13 protein-coding genes are annotated in these 16597 nt (G+C 61.7%); 4 read left to right on the top strand and 9 right to left on the bottom strand.

The window, feature by feature from the left end; all coding sequences use genetic code 11:
* Nucleotides 1-7: 7 nt before the first annotated feature.
* The 5 genes from ACUN0E_RS30545 to ACUN0E_RS30525 form a co-directional block, all read right to left on the bottom strand.
* Nucleotides 8-2206, bottom strand: a complete 2199-nt coding sequence (locus ACUN0E_RS30545; RefSeq protein WP_445570550.1) for a polysaccharide biosynthesis tyrosine autokinase — start codon at nt 2204-2206, stop codon at nt 8-10.
* A gap of 147 nt (nt 2207-2353) precedes the next feature.
* The gene (locus ACUN0E_RS30540; RefSeq protein ID WP_445570549.1) at nt 2354-3607 is read right to left on the bottom strand and encodes a polysaccharide biosynthesis/export family protein; all 1254 of its coding nucleotides are present in this window, start codon (nt 3605-3607) and stop codon (nt 2354-2356) included.
* The gene (locus tag ACUN0E_RS30535; RefSeq protein WP_408223126.1) at nt 3601-4056 is read right to left on the bottom strand and encodes an arsenate reductase/protein-tyrosine-phosphatase family protein; all 456 of its coding nucleotides are present in this window, start codon (nt 4054-4056) and stop codon (nt 3601-3603) included. The genes ACUN0E_RS30540 and ACUN0E_RS30535 overlap by 7 nt, the downstream gene beginning before the upstream one ends.
* A gap of 36 nt (nt 4057-4092) precedes the next feature.
* A complete protein-coding gene (locus tag ACUN0E_RS30530) occupies nt 4093-5547 on the bottom strand; it encodes a UDP-glucose dehydrogenase family protein (RefSeq protein WP_445568919.1) in 1455 nt (484 codons plus the stop codon).
* A 90-nt stretch (nt 5548-5637) separates the two neighbouring features.
* Nucleotides 5638-7035 carry an undecaprenyl-phosphate glucose phosphotransferase gene (locus ACUN0E_RS30525; protein WP_408335450.1) on the bottom strand — a complete coding sequence of 466 codons (1398 nt, stop codon included), beginning with the start codon at nt 7033-7035 and terminating at the stop codon, nt 5638-5640.
* Between the two features lie 642 nt (nt 7036-7677).
* Here ACUN0E_RS30525 and ACUN0E_RS30520 point away from each other — a divergent pair.
* Nucleotides 7678-9243, top strand: coding sequence for a mannose-1-phosphate guanylyltransferase/mannose-6-phosphate isomerase (locus ACUN0E_RS30520; RefSeq protein ID WP_408388805.1), 1566 nt, complete (start codon nt 7678-7680; stop codon nt 9241-9243).
* Between the two features lie 271 nt (nt 9244-9514).
* Here ACUN0E_RS30520 and ACUN0E_RS30515 read toward each other — a convergent pair whose 3' ends face one another.
* Together ACUN0E_RS30515 and ACUN0E_RS30510 are read right to left on the bottom strand one after the other, a co-directional pair.
* Entirely contained in the window at nt 9515-10660 is a 1146-nt protein-coding gene (locus ACUN0E_RS30515; RefSeq protein ID WP_445568918.1) for a DUF6566 family protein, read from the bottom strand.
* 584 nt (nt 10661-11244) lie between these two features.
* A complete protein-coding gene (locus ACUN0E_RS30510; RefSeq protein ID WP_408388803.1) occupies nt 11245-11541 on the bottom strand; it encodes a YciI-like protein in 297 nt (98 codons plus the stop codon).
* Between the two features lie 448 nt (nt 11542-11989).
* Here ACUN0E_RS30510 and ACUN0E_RS30505 point away from each other — a divergent pair, with 448 nt between their 5' ends.
* The 3 genes from ACUN0E_RS30505 (at nt 11990) to ACUN0E_RS30495 (ending at nt 13975) form a co-directional block, all read left to right on the top strand.
* Nucleotides 11990-12286, top strand: a complete 297-nt coding sequence (locus ACUN0E_RS30505; protein WP_169487044.1) for a PsiF family protein — start codon at nt 11990-11992, stop codon at nt 12284-12286.
* A 294-nt stretch (nt 12287-12580) separates the two neighbouring features.
* Nucleotides 12581-13027, top strand: a complete 447-nt coding sequence (locus tag ACUN0E_RS30500) for a hypothetical protein (protein WP_445568917.1) — start codon at nt 12581-12583, stop codon at nt 13025-13027.
* Nucleotides 13028-13387: 360 nt separating this feature from the next.
* A complete protein-coding gene (locus tag ACUN0E_RS30495) occupies nt 13388-13975 on the top strand; it encodes a BPSL1445 family SYLF domain-containing lipoprotein (RefSeq protein ID WP_408223112.1) in 588 nt (195 codons plus the stop codon).
* 103 nt (nt 13976-14078) lie between these two features.
* Here ACUN0E_RS30495 and ACUN0E_RS30490 read toward each other — a convergent pair whose 3' ends face one another.
* Together ACUN0E_RS30490 and ACUN0E_RS30485 are read right to left on the bottom strand one after the other, a co-directional pair.
* The gene (locus ACUN0E_RS30490; protein ID WP_408223110.1) at nt 14079-15146 is read right to left on the bottom strand and encodes a glycosyltransferase family 4 protein; all 1068 of its coding nucleotides are present in this window, start codon (nt 15144-15146) and stop codon (nt 14079-14081) included.
* A 229-nt stretch (nt 15147-15375) separates the two neighbouring features.
* Entirely contained in the window at nt 15376-16542 is a 1167-nt protein-coding gene (locus ACUN0E_RS30485) for an AAA family ATPase (protein ID WP_445568916.1), read from the bottom strand.
* Nucleotides 16543-16597: the final 55 nt, after the last annotated feature.

Genomic DNA, 16597 nt, shown 5'->3' with positions numbered 1-16597 from the left:
CTCAGCCTCAGGTGCTCAAATATTCCTGGACCGCTGCATAGCTGCGATCGTAGCCGCCGCGCGAGCGTGCCGGCATCCCGTTGAAGATGCCGCCCTGCACGTGCACGCCGGCCGCGCGCAGGCGCTTCAATGCGTCGGCGATCTCGCCTTCGCTGTGCACACCCGAGCGCATCACGAAGAAGGTCGCGCCCGCATAGGCACCGATGATCGACGCGTCGGTCACGGCCAGCACCGGCGGCGTATCGATCAGAATCACGTCGTAACGTTTGGCAAGGCCGTCCAGGTATTGCGGCAGACGCGGCGACATCAGCAGTTCCGACGGATTCGGAGGACGGCGGCCGCACGAGATGAAGCTCAGACCTTCGACGTTCGAGGCGCGGATCGCTTCCTCGAGCGAGATCTGCCCGCTCAGCAATTCCGACAGGCCGTTCTCCTGCGCCCCGCCCACATAACGCTCGAGCGCGCCGCGGCGCATATCGCCGTCGATCATCAGCACGCGTTTGCCCGAGTTCGCGAGCAGCACCGCCAGGTTGACCGTCAGGAAACTCTTGCCGACGCCGGCCATGGGCCCGGTCAGCATGACGATGCGGTTCTTCGCGTCCATCATCGTGAACTGCATCGAGGTGCGCAGGCTGCGCAGGCTTTCGATCGTGACGTCCTTCGGCCGCGCATTCGCCAGCACCGAACGCAGGCGTTCGCCGCCGCGTTCGAAACCGCTTTCGAGCAACGCCTGTTCGGCGCTCAACGGCACGAGACCGTACACCGGCAGATGGAACGCGCGCTCGATATGGTCGGGGTCGTCGATACCCTTGAACATATTGCGGCGCAGGAACACAAAACCGGTGCCGCAAATCAGGCCCAGAATCACCGCCGCCGACAGGATCAGCACCTTCTTCGGCTTGACCGGCGCGCCCGGACGCATCGCCTGATCGACGATATGCACATTGCCGCCAGTACCGGCCTTCTGCACCGACAACTCCTGCACGCGATTGAGCAGCAGCACGTAAATGTCTTCCGCCACCTTCGCGTCGCGTTGCAGTTGCACGGCCTTGACTTCGGTCGCCGGCAGATCACGGAAGCGGTCAGCATATTTGGCGCGTTGCGCCTCCAGTTCGGCCATCTGCTGGCGCGCGGCGACGAGCATCGGATGGTCGTCGCCGTAGCGCTCGGCGAGCTGCACCATCTGCAGACGCAAACCGGCGATCTGCTGCTCGTACTGCACGCTGCCTTCCAGGTAGACCTTGGCTTCGTCGCTCGCGTTGATCGAGCCGGACTGGCGCTGGTACGCGGTCAACGCGGCTTCAGCCCGTTCGAGATCGGACTTCAGGCGCGGCTCTTCACTTTTCAGGAAGTCGAGCATCTTGCTCGCGTCGACCTGTTTGTTCGAAATGTGCTGACGCACATACGACTGCGCGAGCGCATTGGCCACCAGCGCGGCGTGCTCAGGACTCTTGTCCTCCAGCGAAATCTGGATCACGCCGGTCTGCTTGCCCTGCTCCTGCACGGTGATCGCCGACTGGAACGCGGTGATCGCGTCGAGGTCGTTAAAACGCGTCACGGTGAACTCTTCACCCGGACGGGCCACCAGCTTGCTGACGAGGATCGTCACGCCGCCGCCCTGCTCCTGCTGACCGACCTGGCCGCGCAACAGCAGCGAGCCGTTATCTGCGTAGAGTTCGTAGTGCTGCTCGTCGAACACCTTCATCGTCAGTTTCTGGCCTTCCAGCGCGGGCACCACGTCGATCGAATCGACCTCGGCGTCTTCACCACCCCACGCGTACGAGGACAGCCCCAGCCACGGCCGCGCTGGCTGGCCCGGCGTCGCCATGTGCGCAGCAATGCTTCCCAGCAGCGGAAGCGTCTTCGGCACGACGCTGAAGTTCAGCTTCAGTTGCTGAACCACCGGGCCGACTACGCCGCGGCTCTTGATGATTTCGATTTCGGCGTCCGTCGGCAACGAAGTCGAGCCGTTGGTGATTGCCGCTCCCGTTTGCGTCTGCGTGAGCGCCTGCGAGGTGTTGTCGGACTGCTCGACGCGCACGTGAGCATCGGCCGAATAGATCGGCTTGGCGAGGAAACAGTACGCGGCGGCCAGTGCGACGATCACCGCGGCGATCGTGATCAGCCACCAGATGTCGTCGAGGATCACCTGGACCAGTTGCCCGAGGACGACGTCCTCTTCTTCGGTCTTGATCGGACCGGCCATGTGTGGAGTGATTTGATTGCTCACAATTCGCTTCCCGTATCGGTTGCGTCAGCGTTGACTGCTGTTTTTGCTTCGACGTTTGCTTCGGCGTTTGCTTCGGTCCCGCGCCCTGGGAGAGCGGCGCGGGCCTGTCGACGGCTCAGACGGTTATTTCGTCAGCTGCTTCAGGTAGAACAGCGTCTGTACGCTCGGCAGGACCTGCTGCAACACACGGTTGAACGTGGTCGAAGCGGCGGTACCTACATACACGACGTCCATCGGTTGCAACTGGAACTGGGACGACAGCATGATCGCGTCGGGCTGCGTCATGTCGAGGCGGTACACGTCCGGCGTGGTCGGATGTTCGCGCATGCCGCGCATCACGAAGATCTGGCGCGGATTGGCGTCCGTGTCGAGAATGCCGCCTGCCTGGGTGAGCGCATCGGCGATCGTCAGGCGGCCCTTCAGCATCGGCAGCTGGATCGGTGTCTTCACCTCGCCCATCACGAAGATGCGGCTGTCGGTGTGATCCGGCACGTTGATCACGTCGCCGTTTTGCAGCATGACGTTCTGCGTGGTGTCGCCCTGGTCGAGCATGCGGTTGGCGTCGAGCACGTACAGCTTGTTGTTGCGCGTGAGGCGCACACGCTGGATGTCCGCGTCGGTGTTGGTGCCGCCCGAGCGGGTGATCGCGTCGACCAGCGTGAGCGGCACGTCGCTGATGGCGAGCGGGCCCGGCGTCTTCACTTCGCCGGTCACCTGCACTTTCTGGCCGCGATACGACAGCACGCGCACGTCGACCTGCGGATTACGGATGTAGCGCACGAGGCCGGCGCTCAATTGATCGCGCAACTCGCCCACCGTCTTGCCCGCGGCCCTGATGCGGCCGACGAACGGGAAAAAGATCGTGCCGTCGGCGGCAATGGTCTGGCCGTAAGGATCGGCCTGACCCGGCAGCGCGGCGGTATACGGCTGCTGCAAAGCGCCGCCGATCGACTGGGTGGTATTACCGCCCGCCGACAGCGTGCTGCCCTGCGGGGTAGTCAATTCAGGGTGATCCCACACGGTGATGCCGAGAATGTCCTGCGGCGAGAGCCGGTACACATACTGCGACGGGTCGGTAACGCGCGAGGTCGGCAGCGCCTGCTGCGCGGCGGCAGCGGCTTGCGCCTGCGCTTGCGCCGCAACCAGCGGGCCGTCGATCATATGGACCGGGTAGGTTTCGTTCGCCTGTTGACTCTGATGCTGGCCGTCGTCTTTCAGACGGGACGTGTCGAGGTAATTGCCAGGTGCGGTAGCGCAGGCCGACAGAAAGGACGTCAGCAAAAGCGTGGCGGCGAATTTCGATGTAAAGCCCGTCGATGTAACGCCCGTCGAGTTGAAGTTCGCGAATGTGTGTGCAGTGAGTTTTTTCATCAGCATATTTTCTTCAGCCATCCCATGACCAGGTGTTCGATGAGCACGAGACTCTCCCTATAGTCGGCTTCCACGTGGCCATGCGGATCGGCGACGTCGGAGTCGCCCTCCCATTTCCCGAGTGGATAGACCTTGCCGCGCGAGGCCGGATCGAGCGCTTCCACCGCGCCCACCTGCGCGCGCTCGGTGACGAGCACCAGGTCGGCGGAGCGCACGAGCTGGCGGTCGAGGCGCCGTGAATAGTGGATCCCGGAGGCGACGCCCTGCTCGTCGAGCAGGCGCCGCATCACCGGGTCCATGCCGTGGCCGTTCGCGGCACGAAGACCCGCTGAATGAAACGCGATCGGCGCTGAGGACGACCGCGACGGCACGCGCTGCCGGGCCTTGAACAGCATCTCGGCTGCGGGCGAACGGCACACGTTGGCGTGGCAGACGATCAGAACGTTGGCGAACATAGCGGGCTCCTTAACGATGCGTGGCGACGCGACGGCTTACTGACCGGCCTCGACCGCGTCGGCCGAACGCGCCGCCCCGGTCGTTATCGGCAGGCCGTTCGCGCCGACCTTCGCCGGCGCATTGCGTAACGCGGCTTGACGGCCGATCGCGTGATACTCGATACCGAGTTCGAGCAGCGCGTCCGGTTCGTACAGATTGCGGCCGTCGAAAATCAGCGGCGTGTTGAGACTCTGTTTGAGCGAACCGAAATCCGGACTCTTGAAGACCTTCCACTCGGTCAGGATCACGAGGGCATCCGCGCCCTCGGCCGCTTCCATCTCCTCGTTCACGAAGGACAGACGCGCGTGCTGTTGCGGCACGTCCTTCAGATCGAGCGCGAATACGCGCTTCGATTCGTCGATCGCGACCGGGTCATAGGCTTTCACGCGCGCACCGCGGCGCAGCAGCTCGGCGATCAACGGGCGGCTCGGCGCTTCGCGCATGTCGTCCGTGTTCGGTTTGAATGCGAGGCCCCACACGCCAAAGGTGCGATCCGACAGGTCTTCGCCCAGACGATCGACGATCTTGTGCGCGAGGATCTTTTTCTGCGTGTCGTTGACGGCTTCCACCGCTTCGAGAATGCGCAGGTTGGCCTTGTGGTCGGCTGCCGTGCGAATCAGCGCCTGCACGTCTTTCGGGAAGCACGAACCGCCGTAGCCGCAACCGGCATACAGGAAGTCGTAACCGATACGCGGATCGGAACCGATGCCGCGGCGCACCGCCTCGATATCCGCGCCGACGCGGTCAGCCAGATTCGCGAGCTCGTTCATGTACGAGATACGCGTGGCAAGCATCGCGTTGGCCGCGTACTTGGTGAACTCGGCCGAACGCACGTCCATGTACAGCGTGCGTTCGCGATTGCGGTTGAACGGCGCATAGAGGCGCTTCATCAGTTCGCGCGCTTTTTCGCCCGGCACGTCTTCATCGCAACCGAGCACGATGCGATCGGGCCGTGTGAAGTCTTCCACGGCCGCGCCTTCTTTCAGAAACTCCGGATTCGACACCACGGAGAACATGTGGCCGGCGTTGCGCGTGGCCAGTTCCTCGGCGATCACGTCGCGCACCCGCGAAGCGGTGCCGACCGGCACCGTCGATTTGTCGACGATCACCTTGAAGCCCGTCATATGGCGGCCGATGTTGCGTGCGGCGGCGAGCACGTATTGCAGGTCGGCGGACCCGTCTTCGTCGGATGGGGTGCCCACTGCGATGAACTGGATGTCGCCGTGCGCGACCGCAGCCTGAATGTCGGTCGAGAATTTCAGGCGGCCTGCACGGCGATTGCGCGCAATGATCTCCTGCAGACCCGGTTCATGGATCGGCACGCCGCCGTTGTTGAGCACGTCGATCTTGCGCTGATCGACGTCGAGACAGAACACGTCGTGGCCGATGTCAGCCAGACAAGCGCCCGTCACGAGGCCTACGTAGCCACTACCGATGATCGTCAGGTTCATGTATTACACCTCGGAAAATGGAGTTGAATCAGGAGAGCCGTCGCGCGATGCGTTGCGCGGCCGCTGCTCGATAAACGTTCAATACGCCGCTCAGTAAGCGTTGCTGCCCGCAAAGCCCTTCCACAACGTGAGCACGACGATCTTGATGTCGAGCCAGAAGGTCCAGTGCTGCATGTAGTACAGATCGAGCTTGACGCGGCCCATCATCTTTTCGATGCGGTCGGTTTCGCCGCGATAGCCGTTGATCTGTGCCCACCCTGTGATGCCAGGCTTGATCCGGTAGCGGTGCATGTAGCCCTTCACCAGATCCTTGTAGATGTCGTCGTGTTCGAGCGCGTGAGGACGCGGACCGACCACGGACATCTCGCCGCGCAGCACGTTGATGAATTGCGGCAACTCATCGAGGCTGGTGCGCCGCAGGAACGCGCCGACCGCGGTAATACGCGGATCGCGCCGTGTGGCCTGGGTGATCTTGCCGGCCTCTTCCTTGTGCATCTTCATCGAGCGAAACTTGTAGATCTCGAACTGGTTGCCGTCGATGCCTTTGCGCTTCTGGCGGAAGAACACCGGGCCTGGCGAGCTCACCTTCACCATCACCGCGATCACCAGCATCACCGGCGACAGCGCGGTCAATGCCGCCAGCGCGAACAGACGGTCGAAGACGCGCTTGGGCAGCACGCGCAGATCGGTAATCGGCGAGGCGGCCAGGTTGATCGCCGGCACGCCGAGCAGATCCACCATCGGCTGGTTGAAAAGCGTGAGGCTGCGCACGTCCGGAATGAAGCGGATGTTCACGAAGTCGTTGCGCAAGTCCATCACGAAGCGGTGAATCGCCTTCTCCTTCGAGATCGGCAGCGCGAGCCACAACTCGCGAATCGCACGCTGACGCACCAGCTGAAGCATCCGCGCGTAATCACGCTCAACCGGCACGCCTTCGATCGAGTCGCTCGCATCCGGGTCTTCATACGGATTGATCGTGCCGTCCTCGTCGAACACCACGACGGGGCTAAAGCCCGCTTCCGGGCGGGTGCGCATCTGTTCGATCAGGAAGCGCCCATACGGCGCGCCACCCACGATCGCCACCGCGCGCTGATTGAAGCCTTCGCGGCGCAGTCCACGCAGGATCGAATAAACGATCACCTTGGTGACGATCAGCAGCACGATCGTGGCGACCGCCCAGTAGAAGAGCCACAGACGCGACAGGCTGTCCGAACGGTGCAGGCTGAAGCTGATCAGGATGCCGGTGACCTCCACCATCACCCAGCCGCCCGCGACGCGGCACAACAGGTCGTAGAGCGGCTTGCCACGCCACGACTGATAGATACCCAGCGCAGGAAAAAACACCACCACCAACAGGCAATCGAACGCGAGCGACACACTTTGGACGTCGTCCAGCCACACCAATTTCCCGCTGTGCACGGCCGTCGCGATGGCGGCGCCGAGCGCGACCATGGCGATGTCGATGATTCTCGATAGAACGCTCAGCATGCGCCGCCCCTCAGTTCGTCAGTCAAGTGCCATCCATTGGTTGGTTGAATTCCCGTCACACCCATCAAACCGCCGAGCGCACAACGCCGGTATTCGCGCCTGCCAGATAAATGCGCGACGCGAATCTGATTGAACCGGTGCTAATTGCCCTGATGCTTTCCGAACTCAAAATTGCCCAGTCGGCCGACTCGGAAAATGCGTGTCTGGATGAGTGAATACCCTTGTACAGGTATAGATAAAGCTATATTAAAATTCGCGCTGCAAGACCGCAAAATATCTCAAATTGTATCGGTCAAAGTTTCGGCATTTTTTCTGAATTTTGTTCAGCAATTGTTACCGAATTCGGCGCTTTAAAGACCTTTTTGTGCCTTTCTGGAGGCCGTGGCGAGCCAATCTGTCCGTTCTCCTACGAAGCTTACGTCTCGCCTTTCGTCTCCATTCTGCGTCAATTCGTCAGATAAAAAAATTGCCCGTGATTTTTTTCGTGTAATTTTTATTTTTTAAAAATCAGGCGGACATTTTTTCTTCACGAAACGGATAATTTTATTAAGCGTTTTATATAGTTTCTATTTAACACGCTTTTATTGATTCCTTACTTCGTGATAAAACTCGACGCATTCACCCTGCCTCGAGGAGTCCATCATGACAGCTCCGGTTACGGCCACGCCCGCCGACACCCGGTCCACGCAAGCTATGCCACTTAACGTCAAACTCAAAGTTCATCCCGTGATTCTGGCGGGCGGCTCCGGTACACGGTTGTGGCCGATGTCGCGCGAACAGCATCCGAAACAGCTGATTGGCCTGCTTGGCGACGACTCGCTGTTGCAATCGACCACTCGCCGACTCGACGGGCTGGAAGCCGACCACCCGCTCGCCGAGCAACTCATCGTGGTGGCCAACGAAGAACAGCGCTTCACGACCGCCGAGCAATTGCGCACGAGCGGCAAGCCGACCCGGCTGATTCTCGAACCCGCCGGGCGCGACACGGCGCCGGCTCTGACGGTGGCCGCCCTTTCGATCGCCGCGCAGGACGAGGACGGCATCATGGTTGTGATGCCCGCCGATCACGCAGTGACCGATATCGACGGTTTTCATGCGGCGGTGGCCGCCGGCGTGCAGCATGCGGCCGCCGGCCATATCGTGACGATGGGCATCGTGCCGACGCGCGCGGAAACGGGCTACGGTTATATCCGTATCGGCGCGGCGCTTGGTACGCCTGATGAATCGCATGAAGCAGGCAGCGATACAGACAGCGAAGCAGCCGGCAAGATCGGCGCGCACAAGCTCGATCGTTTCGTCGAAAAACCGCACCTTGAACTGGCGCGGCGCTATATCGAATCGCAGGAATACTGGTGGAATAGCGGCATTTTCATCATGCGCGCATCGACCTGGTTGAAGGCGATCCGCCACTTCCAGCCGGCGATTTACGAAGCCTGCGAAGCCGCGTTCGCAGGCGGCAAAGCGGACGGCGATTTCTTCCGCCTGCAACGTGACGCCTTCGGCGCCTCGCCGTCGAATTCGATCGACTACGCGGTGATGGAACAACTGGGCAACGATCAGACCGCTGCGTCAGGCGTCGTCGTGCCGCTGCAGGCGGGCTGGTCGGACGTGGGTTCGTGGGACGCGATCTGGGACATCTCCGAGAAAGACGCGGATCAGAACGTGGGCCGCGGCCGCGTGATGTTTGAGGGGGCGAGCTCGACCTTCGCGCATTCGGAAGGACGCCTGATCGCCTGCGTCGGCACGCAGGATCTCGTGGTGGTCGAAACGGCCGATGCGATTCTGGTCGCGGACAAATCGCGCGTGCAGGACGTCAAGAAGATCGTCGGACGGATTCGAAGCGATGGCGGGCTGGAAGCATCCAACCATCGCAAGGTGCATCGCCCGTGGGGCAACTACGATTCCGTCGACACCGGCGAGCGCTTCCAGGTGAAACGCATCGTCGTGAAGCCGGGTGCGCGGCTTTCGTTGCAAATGCATCATCACCGCGCGGAACATTGGATCGTCGTGCGCGGCACCGCACTCGTCACGCGGGGTGAAGAGCGCTTCATCGTCTCCGAAAACGAATCGGCTTATATTCCACTCGGTGTCACCCACCGTCTCGAGAACCCGGGCAAGATGCCGCTCGAAATGATCGAGGTGCAGTCCGGCTCGTATCTCGGCGAAGACGATATCGTGCGCTTCGACGACACGTATGGGCGGCAGTGAAGCACACCAATGAAGCACGCGACTGACGCACGCCGATGAGAGCGTGCAGATGAGGAAACGCCGGTGAACGATGCCGGCGCACAACCTTGAATCAGCGCCAAAGCAACGCCCTGGCAACGTCAATCGACATTCAACGCCAGTCAGGTAACACCAATGATTCACAACGGATGAAGCGGGAACCTGCGGCGGTTGCTCCTACCGGCCGCGGGGTGCTGCTGTTTTAACTGCCCTGTTCTAGCTGTCGCGCCTAAAGCCGTGCTAGCCGCCGCACTCATCCCGCATGGGAAATGAGTTCTGGGTACGACGGAAAACGATCCGATGTACTGCTTTCGGTCGCGGTTGCGGGTGCGGCCGGTTCACTCGGGTAACGGCGCAGCGGGCCACGGAACGCATTGAGCGGACCGTGCAAAGGCCCGCCATGATTCGCCGTGACCGGCTCGGGCACATGACGTATGGCCGGCAACGGACGCGCCGCCGCCGCGTTGACTGCGGGTGCAGCCTCTGCAGCCGCCTGCGTGCGGCATTCACGGTCGATCCACTGCCGTGCCCATTCGAGCGCGTGTTGCTCCGCTTCGTCGGCTTCCGCAAAGCGTGGACCGACGAGGCCGGAACGCTCGACGCGCTTGCCGTCCTTCATGATTTCCGCCCATGCGCGATACATCGCGTTGGGCACCTGCTCCGCCGCAACGTAGATCACGTAGCCGTGCTGGTCGGCGACCTGCGTGCCGCGTGGCGCGAGGCTCATCGACAGCGGACTGCGCTGATCGTCGAGTTGTTGCGCACGGCGTGCCGACGCAATGGCTGAATCCAGGCTGTGCATTGCCGCACCCACCGCCCGCGCTTCGTCCATGCTTTGCAGATCGGCACGCATAGCAGGCCGCGCTGCAAGTGACGAGGATGCCGACGGCGAACGCGACACCGGTGGCACATTCGTCAGCCCGGACAGCTGGCGTGTGATATCGGCGATCGGATCGGCCGAACGCCAACTGCTCAGACTGCTCGACATGCCGGGCGCCTGCCATGACTCAGGACTCTTCCACGACACGCCGCGCAGATTTTCGTCACGCACGCTGGGGGGTTCTGCTACCGGTGCTGCCGGTTTGGCCGCTGCGGGCGGCGCCGGTTGCGGGACGTACGCAAAGGTGCGCCCGGTTTGCGACAACAGCCGAACCATCTCGAGGAGAGTGCCGTTCAATTGCCATTCTTCAAAACGGCGCCGGCATGTGGGACCCGACGGGTAGCGGCCTGGCAGCTTCGACCAGGGTTCGCCAGTTGTCAGAATCCACAGGACGGCATTCGCCACGATGCGTGGTTCGGCGCGGGGCCGTCCGCGTCGGTTCAGACGGACGGCCGGCTCATCAGAGACAAGCGCTGCCAGCAGCGCCCATTCGTCATTGCTTAGCTCATCGAAAAACATTGGGTTTTCTCCACGCAGCCTGGCCGGGCCGCGGCTTTGGACAGCCACGGATTCAACTTTCACGATCCGTGTGCAGCCCGCGGTTGCACAAATATGTTTTGTACGTTCTGTTGGCGGGTCAATATCGCACTGGGTTAGTGCGGTTTGTCCCTATTGCGAAGCACAAAACGTGGTCTCACTCGTGCATGGGAGAATTTGTGCACGAAGCATACCACCACCAGGGTTTGCGTGAATATCGTTGAGACAAGTGTTACGGATGGAAACAAACTTGTCCTTTTTGCTGCGTCGATTCGCACATTGCCGTAACAGGACTATAGGTGGTTCTTGCGGCGAAAGCCGCTATTGCACAGCACAATAGCGTGGCACCGTCGGCGAATGGCCTTTATGAAGTCGACGTTTCATTCGCAATGCATTTCGTTGCATTGCGAAGGTATTTTTCATGTGACCACAGCGTGCCTGGGCGTAGGGGGTGGGCAACATGCGGGGAGGGTCGGGGCGCAATTGCCGAGGAAGCGAGTGCAGCGCCTCGGTATGCTGTTCGCATTCCTCTCGACGCCGCGCGAGCGTGGTTGATCGCCTGGCTTCTAGCGCACCGGATTCGCCGCACCCTCACCCACCACGGTCATCCATTGGCGTACGCGCCAGCGTGCCACGAGCCCCGCGAGCACATACGGATCGGCCTTGGCAAAGGCTTCGGCGGCTGCGGGCGAGTCGCCTTCGAAGAGCAGCACGGCGGTATCCACAGGCTCGGCCAACGCGCCGGCCAGTTGTAATTCACCACGTTCCGCTGCCGCCCAGGCGAGTTTCAGATGATCTTCCCGATACGCGCCACGCCGCTCGAGGTAGTCCGGCACGAGGTCATACATCAACAGATAGTGCATGGCGAGCCTCCTTTGGCTTGCGTGACGGCGTCGACGGGCGGCCCATCGGCACAGGGAATCGAGTCAAGATTACCCATATGATCGCCAACGGGATTTTCTGCCGATTTCCTATTCATTTGCATCTGCAGCAATGCGGATCGAATGTTTAATCGTTGACCATCGCTGTCGAATGAGCGAGAACCAATTCGTTTGCATGCGTATTGCCAATTAATCTGGATTGCATACCATATTCTGGCACTGCTACGATTTAGCCGTTTCATTCGCCTGAGCACCCGCTATCCCCGGCGCGTAGGGGAAAACCAGCGTGAACGTCTGTCAACCGGAATGCTCTTTTATCCGTTCTGGCAGACAGCATTTGCCATAATGAACATGCCGAGGGGTCCTGGACGCCGTTGACGCCCGCGTGCATGAACGACCAAAAACGTTTTCACCACCGATGGAGTGTCACATGAAAATCCAATCCGCTATCGCTACGCTGGTGCTGGGTGCTGTCCTCGTTTCGCCGGTGTTCGCGCAGAACAGCCAGCAAACGAAAATGGCCGACTGTAACAAGCAGGCCGCTGACAAGAAAGGCGATGACCGTAAGGCCTTCATGAAGACCTGTCTGTCCGCCAAGCCGGCCGCCGCCGCACCGATGAGCCAGCAGGACAAAATGAAGGCATGCAACACGCAAGCCACCGGCAAGAAAGGCGACGACCGCAAGGCCTTCATGAAGACCTGCCTGTCGTCCGCGCCGGCTAACTAAACGCGAGGCAATCGGCGCGGCCCACACGCCGCGCGTTTAACCGCGTATTGCTCGAACAAGGCCGCGCCATTGTCCGGCGCGGCTACTGCCTTTTTTCTGCTCTTCCCTGCCATTCTCCTCAGCAGTTCACCACTCCGGCAGCCGCCCGCGCGCCAACCATCCCTTCGTAGTCCATCTGCCCGAACGCGCCGATTTTCTTCTATGATGGCTGCGGAGACGGCCCACCCCCATACACAACATTAGACGGGCCGCCATCTTGTCGTTGGTGCTGCAGAGCATCGATCGGAGGCAAGGATGGTTTCGAAGCATAAAAACCGCTGGTTAAGGCGGTGGCTGGTCGTCATCGTATTCTGGGCCGTGCCCGTGGCGATCGTTGCAGTCAGCGAGATCCGGGAGGAAATGGCGTACAACGCCGTCGACCTCGAGCGCGCGCTGACCACCTGGAATTTCACCGACGCACAACGCGCCGCCGGCGCCCCTGCGCGCTGCCACAGCAAGCCCGACGAAGCGCAAGCCGCCGGCTGCCCGGCCGATGTGCTGGCCGCCAATCTGCCGCGCCAGCAGGACGCCCGCAATGAATACAGCGTGCGCCGCTCCACGCTCATGGCTTACCTCTGGCATGCGTTCGTCGGTTACTGGATCGTGCCGGCTGTCACGCTGTTCCTGATCGGCGTGTTGATCGGCATGATTCGCCGCGCACTGCGGCGCCCACCTGTCAAAAGTCCGGCAAACCATGGTTGAGGATGCGGTGCAGCGTCGAGACAACACTTTCAGTTCGATTTCAATGCGAATCGTGGACGCGAAAAATCGGTAAAAAACGGACACTCGATACGGTTCCCGCTCAGCTGCCGCCGAACGGATTCGCGCCAGGCACGGTTCATCGGGAGCCCATTCGAACGCACTGCCCGTGCGTTCTTTAACACGCTCCACGGCCGGTCAAAATTACACGGCCGCCTCATGCGTTTGGTCGCAAAGCCCCGCCACACAAGGCTTTTCACCCTGCGACGAAGTACGCCTTTTGCGCTTGCGTGTGATATAACTCAAGGGCAACCCGGCAGCACCATATGAGGTTGTGCCCAGGAACCATGATGGAGAAAAACGATGCAAAGACGAAACTTCATGTTGAAGACTACCGCTGCGCTAGCTTTCGGAGGCCTTACACTCGCTGGCTGTACAACTAATGGCAGCAGCCACGACACGCCCTCCACTGATGCATCCAAACGCCAGTCGATCGACGCCAGCGTCGACGGCACCATGTCGCGGCTGTTCACCACCGTGAAGGGTTCGCGCGAACTCGTCTCCAAGGCGCGCGGCGTGCTGGTGTTCCCGTCGGTATTGCAAGCGGGCTTCATCGTCGGCGGGCAGTATGGTGAGGGTTCGTTGCGCGTAGGCGGCGGCACGGTGGGTTACTACAGCACGATTTCGGGCTCGTTCGGTCTGCAGGCAGGCGCGCAGTCGAAGGCCATCGTCTTCCTGTTCATGACGCAGGACTCGCTCGACACATTCCGCAACGCCGACGGCTGGTCCGCGGGCGGCGACGCCTCTGTCGCGCTGGTGAAGATGGGCGCCAACGGTGCGATCGACACGACTACGGCAACGGCCCCGGTCGAAGTAATCATTTTGACCAATGCCGGCCTGATGGCCGATGTCTCGCTGCAGGGCACCAAGGTCTCGCGCCTGAAGATCTAAGCGCGATCCATTTGTCGGTCCGAGCACAACGGCAATAAAAGAACGGCGATGCGCAGTGCACATCGCCGTTTTTTTCAGCCTGCTGCGTGAGGCGCTACGCCGCTCAGCTTCCCGACGTATCGATCACCTTGAAGCGTGAACGCTTCTGCGCGCGAATCACCGACTGATACGCATCCACATACTGCTGCGCCATCCGGTGCGACGTGAAGCGCTCCTCGAAACGTTGCCGCACACCCGCCCGCGGCATCTTATGCAGGCGATTGACCGCCGCCACGGCTCCGATTTCATCTTCAACGATGTAGCCCGTCACGCCGTCTTCCAGCACTTCCGGCACCGAGCCGCGGTTGAACGCAATTACCGGCGTGCCGCACGCCATCGCTTCGATCATCACGAGGCCGAACGGCTCCGGCCAGTCGATCGGGAAGAGCAACGCGTGCGCGCCCGATAGAAACTCGGCCTTCTGGTTATCCGCGATCTCGCCGATGAACTCGACATGCGGCAGGTCCAGTAACGGCCGGATCTCACGCTCGAAGTATTCGCGGTCGGCGGCATCCACCTTCGCGGCGATGCGAATCTGCATTCCACAGCGCCCGGCAATGCGGATCGCCGTGTCGACCCGCTTTTCCGGCGAGATACGGCCGAGAAACGCGAGATACTTCTGCTCCACCGGCTGCGGCGTGTAGAGCTGCTCCGGCAGACCGTGATAGACGGTGGCAAGCCACTTGGCTTGCGGCAACGGATGACGCTGCGCGTTCGAAATCGAGATCACCGGCGCGGTGTTGAACGTGTCGAACACCGGTTGTTGCTCGGGCAAGTCGAGGCGCCCATGCATCGTCGTGACAAAGGGTGTCTCCTGGCGCTTGAAGACCGAAAACGAGTAATAATCGAGGTGAAAATGCAGCACGTCGAAGTTTTCGGCCTGGCGGCGCACCAGTTCCATCAGCAGCATATGAGGTGCGATGCGATCGCGAATGCCCGGGTCCAGACGCAGCGCGCGCGGCCATACCGCTTCGAGCTTGGCGCTCGTGACGGAGTCGCCGCTCGCGAACAGCGTCACGTCATGGCCGAGGTCGACCAGCGCCTCGGTGATGTAGGACACGACGCGCTCCGTACCACCGTAAAGCTTTGGCGGCACCGATTCGGTCAAAGGGGCGATCTGGGCAATCTTCATATTTTGTCTCCGTGAGCTGACGGCTTGCGCCAATGGCGGTGCGCGTCAGGGGCGCTGAGCATGACAGCGCCGGTCCTTCTCTATCGATGCAGTGAACGCCGGACATCCGCCTGCACCATCCGCATCAAAGCATTATTCATCAGGTTGCAACAAAAAGCCCTTTGCCTTGCAAATCCTACGCGATGTTACATTCAGCTTACATCCGGTGGCGCCCATTATCCGCCCACCGTTATCGCGCCGGCCATTTCCAGGCCGGCAGGTCGCGATCGTCCGCATCGGCGATGCGCGTCGCGCCGAAGTGCTTCTCGAGCACGATCGACTGACTGCCGTCCTCCCGTTCGAGCGCCGCGATCAGCCGCGCCGCGTGCGAAACCACCAGTACCTGGGAATGCGCGGAAGCCCGCGCGATAAGACGCGCCAGCGCCGCCAGCAGGTCCGGATGCAAGCTCGTCTCCGGTTCATTCAGCACCAGCAGCGCGGGCGGACGCGGTGTCAGTAGCGCGGCCACCAGCAGCAGATAGCGCAAGGTGCCGTCCGACAGTTCCGCGCCCTTCAACGGCCGCAGCAGGCCGTGTTGCTGCATCGACACGTCGAAGCGGCCGTCCTGTGTGGCGATGTCGAGATGCGAGCCGGGAAAGGCGTCGTCGATGGCGGCGTCGAGCGCAACGGGGTCACCGATCTCGCGGATGGTTTGCAAAGCCGCGGCGAGGTCCGCGCCGTCGTTTGAGAGCACGGGCGTGTGCGTGCCGATCTGCGGCAGACGCACGGCCGCCTCGGCATCCGTGCGGAAGTGGTCATAGAAGCGCCACGAGCGGATCTGCTCGCGCACCGTGATCATCTCGGGAGCGGTCCGTGGATCGGAAAACTCCGTCATCATGCTGTCGAAGCTGGCGACGGGTTGGGGGACGGTTTGCCAGTCGCCGTGCTCGTCACGGGTGCGCAGCGCAGCGCCTTGCCGGTCGACCAGTAGCGCGGACGGCCGTAGCACCGGGCCGCTCCAGATGCATTCGCGCTTGATCGTGGGATCGAGAGGGAATCGGGTGGCACGATCGAGTGGCGGCAGCCCTAGATCGATCGCATAGCCGAATTCATCGCCGGAAAATCCCAGCCGCAGACTCACCGGTTCGTTTCGGCGCGTGCCTTGGACCGGCAACTCGCCGGCCAGCACCGCGCGCGAAAAACGTTCAGGTCCGGCCCACAGCGTGGACTGCAACCCACCTTCACGCGCGAGCGACGTAATCACACCGCCGCGCGCGGTCTCGGCCAGCAAACGCAGCGAGCGATACACGCTCGACTTGCCGCTGCCATTCGCGCCCGTGATGACATTCAATTTGCCGAGCGGCACGATCAACTCGCGTAGCGACCGGTATCCCGCGATGGCCAAAGTCCTCAGCATGCGGCCACCCGCCGGTCAAACGCGTGCTGTCGTGCACTCAGCAAAACAAGGCCGT

Source organism: Paraburkholderia sp. D1E, assembly GCF_052682275.1.
This window is presented reverse-complemented; position numbering and strand designations above follow the sequence as displayed.

Bases quoted from the DNA above. Each gene is read 5' to 3' on its own strand.
- ACUN0E_RS30495 (WP_408223112.1), top strand. From the start codon at position 13,388: ATGCAAAGACGAAACTTCATGTTGAAGACTACCGCTGCGCTAGCTTTC.
- ACUN0E_RS30500 (WP_445568917.1), top strand. From the start codon at position 12,581: ATGGTTTCGAAGCATAAAAACCGCTGGTTAAGGCGGTGGCTGGTCGTC.
- ACUN0E_RS30515 (WP_445568918.1), bottom strand. From the start codon at position 10,660: ATGTTTTTCGATGAGCTAAGCAATGACGAATGGGCGCTGCTGGCAGCG.
- ACUN0E_RS30520 (WP_408388805.1), top strand. From the start codon at position 7,678: ATGACAGCTCCGGTTACGGCCACGCCCGCCGACACCCGGTCCACGCAA.
- ACUN0E_RS30525 (WP_408335450.1), bottom strand. From the start codon at position 7,035: ATGCTGAGCGTTCTATCGAGAATCATCGACATCGCCATGGTCGCGCTC.
- ACUN0E_RS30490 (WP_408223110.1), bottom strand. From the start codon at position 15,146: ATGAAGATTGCCCAGATCGCCCCTTTGACCGAATCGGTGCCGCCAAAG.
- ACUN0E_RS30510 (WP_408388803.1), bottom strand. From the start codon at position 11,541: ATGCACTATCTGTTGATGTATGACCTCGTGCCGGACTACCTCGAGCGG.
- ACUN0E_RS30540 (WP_445570549.1), bottom strand. From the start codon at position 3,607: ATGCTGATGAAAAAACTCACTGCACACACATTCGCGAACTTCAACTCG.
- ACUN0E_RS30545 (WP_445570550.1), bottom strand. From the start codon at position 2,206: ATGGCCGGTCCGATCAAGACCGAAGAAGAGGACGTCGTCCTCGGGCAA.
- ACUN0E_RS30535 (WP_408223126.1), bottom strand. From the start codon at position 4,056: ATGTTCGCCAACGTTCTGATCGTCTGCCACGCCAACGTGTGCCGTTCG.
- ACUN0E_RS30485 (WP_445568916.1), bottom strand. From the start codon at position 16,542: ATGCTGAGGACTTTGGCCATCGCGGGATACCGGTCGCTACGCGAGTTG.
- ACUN0E_RS30530 (WP_445568919.1), bottom strand. From the start codon at position 5,547: ATGAACCTGACGATCATCGGTAGTGGCTACGTAGGCCTCGTGACGGGC.
- ACUN0E_RS30505 (WP_169487044.1), top strand. From the start codon at position 11,990: ATGAAAATCCAATCCGCTATCGCTACGCTGGTGCTGGGTGCTGTCCTC.